Below are 12,245 nucleotides of genomic sequence, written 5' to 3'. Positions count from 1 at the left end.
CCTTTACGGAATCTATTGGTATTTAAAATCCAAAATCCATACCAAGTATTATGGGCGCTTAAATATCAAAAACACCTTAATATTGTTTTTAGTTTAATCTAATTTTTCAGCATTACTATGTGCCGATAAAGCTGCTGCGTAGTCATTAAAGCAAATCAAATGGTCAAATTTAAAACCTGTCTGCATTAATCTGGTTGCATAAATTCGTTTGCCTGTTTGCTGCTCAGTGAGAAGTTTTAAAAGAGGTAAACCTAACTGCTGTTGAAACCACTGCAAAATTTCATGCATTGGCAATGGCTGATTATTAGACACAATATAACTGGCTTCTACATGGGGCAGATCGACCAACAATGCTAAAAATTTCGCTAAATCATCGATATGAATACGATTGCTAAAATGCAGGTTTGGATAGCTTAAAGTCTGCTCAGCCAAACGCTTTAATCGTGCAATCGAGATGCCATAGATCCCCGTCGGTCTAACAATAATACTCTGCAGTGGATAATAGGACTGCCAAAGTAATTCCATCTTCCGTAATAAGTGTCCTTGCTCATCAACTGGTTGGATTTCAGAATCATCATCAACTCGCTCCCCTGCATTCTGACCATAGACACGTGTTGACGATACAATCACGATACGCTTTACAGGATGCGAGGCTAGCGCTTGTACAATCGGTTTAATGCTATCCACATAAGTGTGTTGGTACGCATCTAGACCACTTTGAGACGGGGCTAAGATCACATAAACCACATCAATCGGTGCTAGGTCAGACACATCCAAGCAATAAACATCTTGAGTATAATGCGTCGCGTAACAATCTGTTTTCGGCGTGCGACTAATTGTGCTAATGTGGTGACCACGCTCAAATAAGTGTTTAGCAACACGCTGAGATGTTTTACCATAACCAATAAATAAAATATGCATATATATCCTTGATCAAGAATGACTTCAGTCCAGCAGTTACAAGGCGTTGGTGCTGCCGCAGCGACCTTATTAGAAAAGCTTCATATTTTTAGCACGGATGATTTGTTGTTTCATCTGCCGCGTGACTATGAGGATCGTAGCACTATTATTCCGATGAATCAGCTCATGGTCGGACGTAGTTACCTGCTAGAAGGCGAAGTTCGCTCTATCGACTTTCCACCTGGAAAAAAGAAATCTCTTGCAGCATTGCTACAAGATGATTTTGGTAAAGTCACTTTGCGTTTCTATCATATCTACAAAGGCTTAACTGATCGTATTCAAGTAGGAAATCGATTACGCATATTTGGTGAAGTTAGAGTGGGTGCACGGGGGCTTGAACTTTATCATCCCGAGATACAAGTGATTCTACAGCACACGCCTTTGCCTAAAACACAACTGACAGCGATCTATCCGAGCACTGAAGGGCTCACGCAGCCCAAATTACGCGAATATGTGCGGCAGGCTTTGGCACATCATAGTGATGATTTAGCAGAGCTATTACCCAGTAAATACAGCAATGGTTATGAATTAAAACAAGCGCTGCATTATATCCATGAGCCACCGATTGATGCCAATATGTTACAACTCAATCAAGGTTCTCATCCCGCACAACAACGTTTGATTTTTGAAGAATTGGTTGCGCATCAGATTAGCCTGTTAACCCGTCGTGCCTATATTCGTCAAATTGCGGCCCCCCAATTTACCAGCAGTAAAGTTTTAGCCAAACAGCTCTTAGAATCATTGCCGTTTCAGATGACCAATGCCCAAAAGCGCGTATCCAAAGAAATCTTGCAAGATCTAAAACAACAGCAACCCATGTTGCGGTTGGTTCAAGGTGATGTTGGTGCAGGTAAAACACTTGTGGCAGCCATCGCAGCGTGTCATGCACTTGAAGCTGAGTGGCAAGTCGCACTCATGGCACCGACTGAAATTTTAGCAGAACAACATTATTTGAATTTTAAACGCTGGTTTGAACCCTTAGGCATCGACGTCGCATGGTTGTCTGGTAAACAAAAAGGCAAAGCTCGCACCCAAGCAGAACAGCACATTAGAGAAGGCCATTCGCAACTGATCGTCGGTACACATGCTTTATTCCAAGACAATGTTGCATTTTCTAAGCTTGGTTTGGTGATTATTGATGAACAACATCGTTTTGGTGTTGACCAACGCCTTGCCTTACGCAATAAAGGTGCGGATCAATTTACACCACACCAACTCGTCATGACGGCGACCCCCATCCCCCGCACCTTAGCTATGAGTGCGTACGGTGATTTAGATACCTCAGTGATTGATGAACTCCCACCAGGACGTACACCCATTCAAACCGTAACTATTCCGCTAGATCGTCGCGAAGAAGTACTACAGCGAATTGCCCAAAATTGTCGTGAAGGTAAACAAGCCTATTGGGTCTGTACCTTGGTTGAACAATCTGAAACACTTGATGCTCAAGCTGCGGAAGCCACCTATCAAGAAATTAAAGAACGTTTCCCTGATCTAAATGTCGGACTTGTACATGGCAAAATGAAAGCCGATGAGAAACAAGCTGTTATGCAAGCCTTTAAAGATAATCAATTACAACTGTTGATTGCCACCACAGTCATTGAAGTAGGGGTTGATGTTCCTAATGCTTCAATTATGGTGATTGAAAATGCAGAACGTTTAGGCCTTTCCCAATTACATCAACTTCGAGGACGTGTGGGACGAGGCGCGACTGCGAGTTTCTGTGCGCTTCTTTATAAAACACCATTATCGCAAAATGGTCAGGAACGACTCTCCATCTTACGAGAAAGTAATGATGGCTTCGTGATTGCAGAAAAAGATCTAGAAATTCGTGGACCAGGTGAGTTGCTTGGAACTAAACAAACGGGAGACATGGGTTTCCGTGTGGCACGTCTAGAACGAGATGATCATTTACTGACACAAGCACATTATGTTGCAGAACAAATTCTGGAAGACTATCCGCAACATGCAGAAGGTCTATTAAAACGTTGGTTACCTGAAGCACCAAGATATGCTTATGTTTAAGTTACTTGGCAGTCAAACCCAACGATTCTTAGATCATTTCACTGCATGTGATTTATGTGAAATAGGAGCCAAACAATACTTTGGCGTATGCAAAAATTGTTGGGATGATATGCCTTGGCTGAAACAAACAATTGAACGCAATCAACAGCAGGTCTTCGTTGCCTGCCATTATCAATATCCCATCAACCGCATTATTCAACAATTTAAATATGAGCAGAAGCTACATCACCAGCGAGTGCTCAGTGGCATATTACAACAAGTTAGACTTCCCAAAGTTCAAGCGATTGTTCCCATGCCCATTTCAACCGATCGCTTAGTCGAACGAGGCTTTAATCAATCTTTATTATTGGCTCAAGGCTTAGCACAAACGCTCAATATTCCAGTTTGGCAACCTGTTCGACGTTTAGCCCAACACTCTCAAAAAGGCTTATCCCGCCAAGAACGTTTGGAGAATATCGAGCATCAGTTTATTGCTCATCCACCGAATAAAATCCGTTATCGCAAAGTCTTAATTGTTGATGATGTCATCACGACTGGCAGCTCGATTGATGCATTATCCAAAAGCTTACGCCAATTGGGCTGCCAACAGATCTATGCTGTTTGTCTTGCTGCTGGTGGGGTTAAGGACTCAATCCTGCCATCTGTTGCTTAAGCATCCACGGGATCACCACCTCTTTGGTTAAAGGGGCGAGTAAAGTCGCTGAATCATTTAAATCAATCCATTTCATTTCTGCAATTTCTGCTGCAATCTGCGGTTGTTGTTTTAACTCAACCATGTAGAGATAACTGACTAATAGATGATCAGGTTCATTGGCAGCAGCTGTCTCAAACTTTCCAACAAATTGCTGAATCTCACACTCACAACCAATCTCTTCCAAGATTTCACGTTGAATCGTGATTTCAGGTGCTTCATTGATTTCCAATTTACCACCGACCTGCATAAATGCTTGCGTATTCTTTTTCCGCACCAACAAGAGTTGATGATGTTGATTTACGATGACCGCCGCTGCAACCGTTATAATTTCCAATGAAACGTCCTCATGCTTGAATTTCATCAACCGACATCCATTTAGGCATCGCAGGTTGATAGGTAGAAAATGCGGTTAGGATTTCATTAATATCATTTGCCACAATCAATTGATCAACAAAACGTGACTGACTAAATCCACGTGCCACCGAACCTTGAATCATTTTAATTAAATCATCGTAAAAACCACCAACATTTAAAAATGCACATGGTTTTTGATGAATGCCGAGTTGATTCCAAGTCCATTGCTCAAAGATTTCTTCTAATGTTCCCGCACCACCAGGTAATGCAATAAATGCATCTGCTTGCTCAGACATCTGGGTTTTACGCTCATGCATATTATCAACCACATACAGTTCGGTTAACCCCTTATGTGCAAGCTCCCGATCAACCAATGCATTTGGAATAATACCAACCACACGTCCTCCAGCCTTTAATGCACTATCAGCAACGACACCCATTAAACCAGAACGACCACCACCGTAAATCAGCGTCTTACCTTGCTCTGCAATCGCCTGCCCAGTTGCTTGTGCCATTTGTTGATATATCGGATCGTTTCCAAGAGAAGAGCCACAGAAAACACATATTGAATTCATACAATTAAAACCGTTTTATGCAATTGTCATGCTGTTAAAGTAAGCTAAGAAACAAGATTTTTGAGAAAATAACGATTAGGCAAGTGTTTTTCATTGCATCCTTGTCTAAAATACACGCTGACTTTCTGCAAAGTGCAAAAAGTCCTGATATTCACTGCGCGAGGAAAAAAGACATGCTTGAAGCCTTTTATGCCACAGAGCGCGGTAGCCTAGAAGACGCAACCATCAATGGTGGTTTTGATCTCTACCCTGAGTTGGTCTGGATCGATCTAATCGCACCATCCCAAGAAGAGCAGCAATGGGTACTCGATGCCTATGAACGAAATTTACCTACCTTAAAGTCACTGGAAGATATTTCCTCATCTGCACGATTTTACCGTGATGATGATGGGATTTTGCATATCAGTACTTATTTTTTAACAAAGAATAAAAACTTTCAATCTGATCGAGAACAAGACGATTTAGAAAATACATTGGCGGCGACGGTACATACCGTTGCATTCTTGCTTGAAAAAAATCGACTCATTACTTTGCGTGGTGAAAAACTCGTTGCTTTCCGCGCCTTTCGTTCACGCGCTCGGCGGAATGATTATGAGATGGACTATAAAAATCCCGTTTGGATTTTATTAGGACTCTTAGAAGCTAAACTAGATGAACTGTCAGATATTCTTGAGGATACTCATCGATACCTTGAAGAATATTCTGCTGAGGTTCTCAATGATCATCATCGTGAGCAAATCTTGGATCTTGATGACATGATCACACGGTTAGCGCATCAAGAAGATATGCTAGGAAAAGCACAGCTCTGTCTAACTGACTTACGTCGAGTGCTGACCTTCCTATCACGTCCACGTGCATTAGGCAGTCATATATATGATGCTGATATTCGAGAAATGAGTGAAGATGTACGCTCTTTACTTGAGCATAACGCGTTCTTATTCCAGAAGCTAAAATTCTTACTTGATATCACGACTGGTTTTGCCAACACTGAAATGAATGAAACCTTTAAGCGTTTCTCTATTTTACCCAGTATGTTAGCCCCACCCATGTTGGTTGCCAGTATCTACGGTATGAATACAGATGTATTACCTTTTGCTCAAGGGGATACCAGCTTCTGGATTGTTATTACCTTTGTTACTACATTATTAATCGGTCCAATCCTCTATTTCCGTTGGAAGAAATGGATTTAGTGTGAAAAGTTGCGCTCTTTTTATGAGCCTAGCTATATTGGGATCAATTGCGTTAACACATACTGCATTTGCATGCTTGCCACATATATCTGATGACGTGTTTGTTGCACGTCTTCAAGCTGTTCAAAAGACAACAGCTCAAGATTATTATCATCTAACAATGAATCATCCTCAGTTTATCTTCCGAGGTTTTGGTGCATGGATAAAGTATCCAAAAGCAAAGCAATGGCAGAGCCACTTCTATCCAAACCTAAAAAAAGATGATTTAGTGATTGGCTTAGCCTACGTTCAAGATAGTGCAAATCCAAAAATATATAACATTACGTCCTTAGCGCGATTGTATTGTCACAATGATATTCTCTCAATTGGTCAACCAATCACACCATTCACCGCATGGGATAGAAAAAATAAAAATTGCCAATACAGCACCTCTATAGGGTTATTAGGTGGTTTTTTAGCACATGATCAAAGTTATTATCTTAAAAAGCTACGCAAAAAATACCCAACTTGCCAGTCTCTTTTATCAGCCTTTCCAAAATTATAGTTACAAAGAAAAAGAGAGCTTTATCAAAAGCTCTCTTTTCATACTTCTATTTCAGATCAATTTCAGATCATCTTGCAAATGACTCGCTTGGATGATTTTCAACATTTTCTCAGAAACGTTTTTGAAATGCAGCCCTTTACGCTCTGGTGTTTGACGCAACCATTGCACCAATACTGCCAATGATAAAGTATTACCATTTTCAAGCTGCGCAAGATCAACCACCAAAGGAAAATTCTGATGTTGCTGAATATGCTTTAAGCCAGCCTGATAAACTTGCTCTGCATTCTCAAAATTAATCGTTTTCGAAACAATCAATTGCTGATCAATATACTGAATCACCCATCACCTACTTATTTCTTTGTAACTGCAGCATCTGCATCTGGTTTAAAGGTTGCAATTGCTTTGTTGATGTCACCACCATTACGCTGAACAGTCGCAGCAAACTGGTTACGGAATTGCAAACCTAAGTCAATACCCGCCACATTCACATTACGGATGCGCCATTGGTCGCCTTTATCTACCAACTGGAATGACACAGGAATCTTCTCACCATTATTAAGAAAATCTAAAGTCACTACAGGATTTTTCGAGTTTGTCGCGCGGTATGGACGCATGGTGTAACTTTGATTCGTGTATTTCGCAAAAGCACTGCCATAGTTTTCGATGATCACTTCACGGAAGTTTTTTTCAAACTGTGCGCGTTGTGCCGCAGTTGTATGCTGATTATTTGCATAAGTACCCAATACGATACGAGTAAATGCTTGTGAATCTACATATGGATCAAGATTTTGGCGAATAATTGTTCTAACCAATTCAGGGTTGTTTTGTAACTTCGCATGATCAGCTTTTAAACGTGTCACCAAACCGTCCGCCACACGCTTTACAAAGTCTGGTGGGGTTTCTGTTGGTGCTGCAAATGCTGCACTAGCAAGCATAGTTGATAATACACTTGCAGTTAAAGTCTGTTTCAATAATGTGTTCACTTTAAACTCCTAAATACGATTACTCAGCAAAAGATGGTTCAGCATCTGCTTGTGATACTGAACTTTCAGTATCAGATGCAACTTTGCCAGCACCGCCACCAGTAATAAACTTACTGATTAAATCTTCTAGATCCATTGTACCTTGGGTATTTGAAATTACGTCACCACGCTTTAAGTAGTTCACACCACCACCTGGGATAACTTTCAAATATTTCTCACCCAATAAGCCATTGGTCGCTACCATTATATAAGCATCTTCATCAATACTGGTGATGGAGGTCATGTTACTGATAAGTTGCTGTTCCATTGCTTTTTGTTGCGCAGCGTCGGCTTGCTCATAATCAGCACTGTAACGTAACTCTTCCAAAGCATTGTTTTGAACTTCTTTGAGTTGTTCTGGATTAAAGCTCGTGAGTTTTCCATCTAGATCAAATTTAACTGTTGCTAAACGAGTCACTGGATCAAGCGTAATCGAGTCCACACGACCAATGGTAACACCACTCATGGTGACCTTAGCGCGCGTTTTCAACCCATTAATATTGTCAAACTGGGCTGTCATGCTATAACTGTCACGAAGATTAGTACCAACTAAACCACTCACCTTCATTGCCAGAAAAAATAGAGCAATACCGAAGATAATGACAAAAATACCTACGGCCAGCTCACTAGTACGTGATTTCATTAAATCCCTCCGAACATGACCGCAGTCAACACGAAATCAAAACCTAATACACAAAGCGAAGAATATACGACTGTTCTCGTCATCGAAGTCGCGATACCCTCTGGGGTCGGATCACAAGCATAACCTTGATAGACCGCCACCCATGTACAAATCAGAGCAAATACAATACTTTTGATGATGCCGTTGACCACATCATGTCCAAATTGAACACTGCTTTGCATCCCGCCCCAGAATGAACCTTCATCCACGCCAAGGAAATCCACACCTACCAGCTTACCGCCAACGATACCAATTGCAGCAAAAATCACCGTTAACATTGGTAAACTCACAATACCAGCCCATAATCGTGGCGATACGATTTGTTTCAGTGGATCGACTCCGATCATTTCCATACTTGCAAGCTGTTCACTTTGCTTCATGGACCCAATTTCGGCAGTCAGTGCTGACCCAGCCCGTCCTGCAAATAATAAAGCAGCTACGACAGGCGCTAACTCACGTAACAGGGTTAAAGACACCATGGTACCGAGCATGGCTTCACTGCCCACATTGACTAGAATCGAATAGCCTTGCAGCCCTAATACCAAACCAATGAATAAACCCGATACGGAGATAATCAATAAAGACATCACCCCGACACGGTACATTTGGTAAATAAAGCGTTGAAAACCACCTTTTGATGGCATTGAAAATAAAATTTGTAGGAGCATCAGTGATGCAGCACCAATCCCCTTTATTCGCTCAATAACGAGTCTACCTAGCCAGGCAATCGTATTCATGGACGAACCTCGTTATCTAAATATGCTTGATGCGTAAACTGGTATTCAACAGGCCCCTCTATTGAGCCTGTTAAAAACTGACGAACAAATGGTGAGGCATGATTTTTTAATTGTTCAGGTGAACCTTCTCCCTGAATTTTTCCTTCTGCAACCACATAAATATAGTCAGCAATCGACAATGTTTCTGCAACATCATGTGAAACAATAATTGTAGTTAAATCAAGCGCTTCTCGTAAAGATCGAATTAAGCGCGTCAATACACCCATCACGATCGGGTCCTGTCCAGCAAACGGCTCGTCATACATAATGAGTTCTGGATCTAATGCAATCGCACGTGCCAAAGCCACTCGACGATTCATCCCGCCTGAAAGCTCAGAAGGCATGAGTTGTTCAGCACCGCGTAACCCGACAGACTCAAGCTTTAAACCAACCAGTTCAGCAATAATGTGTTCAGGTAATTTGGTATGAGCGCGGATTGGGAAGGCAACATTTTCATACACAGACATATCTGTAAATAAAGCACCGCTTTGAAATAACATGCCCATACGCGCACGAGCAGCAAAAAGCTCTTGCCGAGACATCGTGGCAATATCTTGACCGTCTAGCAATACTTCGCCTTGATCTGGAACCAGTTGTCCACCGATCAAACGTAGTAAGGTGGTCTTACCCGTACCAGAAGGCCCCATAATTGCAGTAATTTGACCACGTCGAATTTCAAGACTGATATCGTCATAAATGACGCGTTCTCCTCGATTAAAGCTTAAGTTTCTAACTTCAATTAAGGCTTCAGCATCGAGAGGAGAGTTATTATTCATAATGGCATTCATTCCTGCACTTTTTATGCACGCATACTATACACTGAAAGATTAAATGGTTGTTTTTATTTTGATAAGTGATGTATCAAGATTATTTAATTTATGTAGCCATGTTTGGAATCAACATGCTCAGTTGTTTGTTGGGTATTTACTTTAAAAGCATTGGCATTAGTTTGATCAAAAACAGCATAAGCAAAAAATAAACCATTGCATAACATTAAGATGACGAACAAGCATGGCAGCCCTTCATTGCAAATGAAAGACCAGATTTGATGGCTAAAACCGTTGTTTTGATTAATCCTATTCATTTCTTTTATAAAATTTGAATTAGTACTCGTTTTTACAATTTTACCTGACTAATCACAAATAAAAAAGCCAGTTTTTCAACTGGCTTTTTCTTTTCATCGGTTTTTATCGATTAAAAATCGTTTTTGCGACGACGGTCGCCACCGAAAGTCTCTTCACGTGCACCACGTACCGGGCGATCATCGCTACCAAACTTACGTTTTGGACGGTCATCACCACCACCGAAACTACGTTTTGGACGGTCATCGCCACCACCGAAACTACGCTTTGGACGGTCACCAAAACCACCTTCACGCTGTTGCGGACGATCACCAAAATCACGTTTTGGACGATCACCGAAGCTGCCTTCACGACGTGGCTTATAATCTACACGGTTACCACGGTTGTCATCATTCGAGTCAAAACGCGGCTTATCATTGAAACCACCCTCACGGCGTGGGCGATCTGAATTAAATTCGCGACGTGGACGGTCTTCACCACCAAAACTACGCTTTGGACGGTCATCAAAACCGCCTTCACGACGTGGGCGATCTGAATTGAACTCACGACGCGGACGATCTTCAAAACCACCTTCGCGGCGTGGACGATCTGAATTGAACTCGCGACGCGGACGGTCTTCAAAACCACCTTCGCGACGTGGGCGATCTGAATTGAACTCACGACGTGGACGGTCTTCACCACCAAATGATGGACGTTCACCACGTGGTTTATCATCGAAACTACGACGTGGACGATCATCACCGCCTTCACGACGTTTGAAGTTACCTTCACCTTCGAAACGACGACCACCGCCAAAACCACCACGACCACGACCGCCGCCATCACGACCACCGCGACCACGACCACCGCCATCACGACCTGAACGTGCAGGAGGTGGAGATGGCTCTAAACCTTCAATTTCAGATACATTCAAACGTGCATCTAAATAATCTTCTAAAGCGCGAATTTTGCCGCGTTCACGGTAAGTTGCTAAAGTCACAGCTTGACCTGTACGACCCGCACGACCTGTACGACCAATACGGTGTACATAGTCTTCATTTTTCATCGGTAAACCGAAGTTAATCACGTGTGAAATCGTTGGTACGTCTAAACCACGCGCTGCAACGTCAGTCGCAACTAAGATTTTTGCACGACCTTCACGAATGCTACGTAAACGACGGTTACGAACGGTTTGTGGCATCGCGCCATGCAATGCAACAACAGAGTGACCTGCTTCAGCCAATTCTTCAGCAAGCATGTCTGTGTCTTCTTGCGTGCTCGCAAATACTACAGCTTGATCTACTGACTCATCTGATAACCAGTGAGTTAATAATTTTTTCTTGTGTTCGAAACCATCAGTCCAATGCAATGTTTGAGTTACATCAGTGTTGGTGCTGTGACCAGTTTCAATCGCAATACGTTGTGGATCATTCATCATACGTTCAGCAAGACGAATAATACGATCTGCAAAAGTTGCAGAGAACATTAATGTTTGATTACGGTTTGCAGCTAATTCACCAATCGCTTCTAAATCTTCAGCAAAGCCAAGATCAAGCATACGGTCTGCTTCATCAACAATTAATGATTCAACTTTATCAAGTTTTAATTGACGACGATTTACAAGGTCAAGTAAACGACCCGGGGTCGCAACAACAACTTGTGCACCTTTAAGCTGTTGAATTTGTTTACCAAAAGGCATACCACCCATAATTGCAGCGATACGAACACCTTTCATGTGACGTACAAATGCAATCGCATCTTGGCTAACTTGTTGAGCCAATTCACGCGTAGGAGAAATAACTAAAATCGTTGGCTGAGTCACTGCTTTCATGCGCTCTTTAAATGGCACAAAAGTTTCCTGACCCGCTAAAGCATTTAATGTAGGGAGTAAGAATGCTGCTGTTTTACCAGAACCAGTCTGGCTTGAAACCAATAAATCTTTTCCTTCTAACGCAGCTGGAATCGCTTGTTCTTGCACAGGAGTTGGTGTAGTGAAACCTAAACCTTCTAAAGCTTGTTGTAAGGTTTCGTGCAAAGAAAATTCGGCAAAAGTTTTGCTCATAGAGAGTTTCACCCTAATGGGTGCTCCATTTTAATAAATACAAAAAATAGACATCGGCAACAAGCGGCAAAGCGACTCAAGCTGAAAATAGATAAAATTCAGCGGCAATCCGAATAACGACGATGTGGACTAACGCACGCTTGATTACTGCCTCAACCTGAAGAATCGCTAAGCGATTTGGGCGCAAGATGTGGTCCTCTCTATGGACAGCGTGCGCATAATATGAATAGAACTGAATGTTCAGGTAATGAACTGGAATTTAAGTGCGTGGGCGGATTATAGCAGAATAATTTTAAAAGT

At 42.0% G+C, this 12,245-nt stretch carries 13 protein-coding genes; 4 read left to right on the top strand and 9 right to left on the bottom strand.

The features are described from left to right. Positions 1 to 93: 93 nt before the first annotated feature. Positions 94 to 921: an NAD-dependent epimerase/dehydratase family protein gene (locus tag DS737_RS01810; protein WP_113996640.1), complete on the bottom strand. Its 828-nt coding sequence runs from the start codon at positions 919 to 921 to the stop codon at positions 94 to 96. A gap of 18 nt (positions 922 to 939) precedes the next feature. Here DS737_RS01810 and recG point away from each other — a divergent pair, with 18 nt between their 5' ends. Both recG and DS737_RS01800 read left to right on the top strand, forming a co-directional pair. Next, on the top strand, positions 940 to 2,985 hold the full coding sequence (recG, locus tag DS737_RS01805; protein ID WP_113996639.1) for an ATP-dependent DNA helicase RecG: 2,046 nt from the start codon (positions 940 to 942) through the stop codon (positions 2,983 to 2,985). Further along, positions 2,978 to 3,637: a ComF family protein gene (locus DS737_RS01800; RefSeq protein ID WP_113996638.1), complete on the top strand. Its 660-nt coding sequence runs from the start codon at positions 2,978 to 2,980 to the stop codon at positions 3,635 to 3,637. Before recG ends, DS737_RS01800 begins: the two co-directional genes overlap by 8 nt. Here DS737_RS01800 and DS737_RS01795 read toward each other — a convergent pair. Together DS737_RS01795 and DS737_RS01790 are read right to left on the bottom strand one after the other, a co-directional pair. Beyond that, positions 3,606 to 4,013: an NUDIX hydrolase gene (locus DS737_RS01795; RefSeq protein ID WP_026070361.1), complete on the bottom strand. Its 408-nt coding sequence runs from the start codon at positions 4,011 to 4,013 to the stop codon at positions 3,606 to 3,608. The genes DS737_RS01800 and DS737_RS01795 overlap by 32 nt on opposite strands. A gap of 10 nt (positions 4,014 to 4,023) precedes the next feature. Further along, positions 4,024 to 4,608, bottom strand: a complete 585-nt coding sequence (locus tag DS737_RS01790; RefSeq protein ID WP_026070360.1) for an LOG family protein — start codon at positions 4,606 to 4,608, stop codon at positions 4,024 to 4,026. A gap of 173 nt (positions 4,609 to 4,781) precedes the next feature. On the opposite strand from DS737_RS01790, the gene DS737_RS01785 reads away from it, so the two are divergent. After that, complete coding sequence (locus tag DS737_RS01785) at positions 4,782 to 5,798, top strand: CorA family divalent cation transporter (RefSeq protein WP_017395317.1); 1,017 nt, start codon at positions 4,782 to 4,784, stop codon at positions 5,796 to 5,798. Position 5,799: 1 nt separating this feature from the next. After that, on the top strand, positions 5,800 to 6,342 hold the full coding sequence (locus tag DS737_RS01780) for a hypothetical protein (RefSeq protein WP_113996637.1): 543 nt from the start codon (positions 5,800 to 5,802) through the stop codon (positions 6,340 to 6,342). 51 nt (positions 6,343 to 6,393) lie between these two features. Here DS737_RS01780 and DS737_RS01775 read toward each other — a convergent pair whose 3' ends face one another. The 6 genes from DS737_RS01775 to DS737_RS01750 all read right to left on the bottom strand — a co-directional run bounded on the left by DS737_RS01775 (position 6,394) and on the right by DS737_RS01750 (position 11,945). Beyond that, the gene (locus DS737_RS01775; RefSeq protein ID WP_004641115.1) at positions 6,394 to 6,681 is read right to left on the bottom strand and encodes an STAS domain-containing protein; all 288 of its coding nucleotides are present in this window, start codon (positions 6,679 to 6,681) and stop codon (positions 6,394 to 6,396) included. Between the two features lie 11 nt (positions 6,682 to 6,692). After that, positions 6,693 to 7,325 carry an MlaC/ttg2D family ABC transporter substrate-binding protein gene (locus DS737_RS01770; RefSeq protein WP_004641117.1) on the bottom strand — a complete coding sequence of 211 codons (633 nt, stop codon included), beginning with the start codon at positions 7,323 to 7,325 and terminating at the stop codon, positions 6,693 to 6,695. 19 nt (positions 7,326 to 7,344) lie between these two features. Continuing rightward, positions 7,345 to 8,007 (bottom strand): outer membrane lipid asymmetry maintenance protein MlaD, encoded by a 663-nt coding sequence (mlaD, locus tag DS737_RS01765; protein WP_113996636.1) that lies wholly within the window; start codon positions 8,005 to 8,007, stop codon positions 7,345 to 7,347. Next, positions 8,007 to 8,783 (bottom strand): lipid asymmetry maintenance ABC transporter permease subunit MlaE, encoded by a 777-nt coding sequence (gene mlaE, locus DS737_RS01760; RefSeq protein WP_004641120.1) that lies wholly within the window; start codon positions 8,781 to 8,783, stop codon positions 8,007 to 8,009. The genes mlaD and mlaE overlap by 1 nt, the downstream gene beginning before the upstream one ends. Further along, positions 8,780 to 9,598 (bottom strand): ABC transporter ATP-binding protein, encoded by an 819-nt coding sequence (locus DS737_RS01755; protein WP_113996635.1) that lies wholly within the window; start codon positions 9,596 to 9,598, stop codon positions 8,780 to 8,782. Before DS737_RS01755 ends, mlaE begins: the two co-directional genes overlap by 4 nt. 418 nt (positions 9,599 to 10,016) lie before the next feature. Continuing rightward, positions 10,017 to 11,945 (bottom strand): DEAD/DEAH box helicase, encoded by a 1,929-nt coding sequence (locus tag DS737_RS01750; protein ID WP_005086875.1) that lies wholly within the window; start codon positions 11,943 to 11,945, stop codon positions 10,017 to 10,019. Positions 11,946 to 12,245 lie beyond the last annotated feature (300 nt).

Origin of the sequence: Acinetobacter haemolyticus, from assembly GCF_003323815.1 — a bacterium.
In the GTDB taxonomy this organism is placed as follows: domain Bacteria; phylum Pseudomonadota; class Gammaproteobacteria; order Pseudomonadales; family Moraxellaceae; genus Acinetobacter; species Acinetobacter haemolyticus.
Note: the sequence above shows the minus strand (reverse complement) of the source record. Positions and strands in the feature narration are given on the sequence as shown.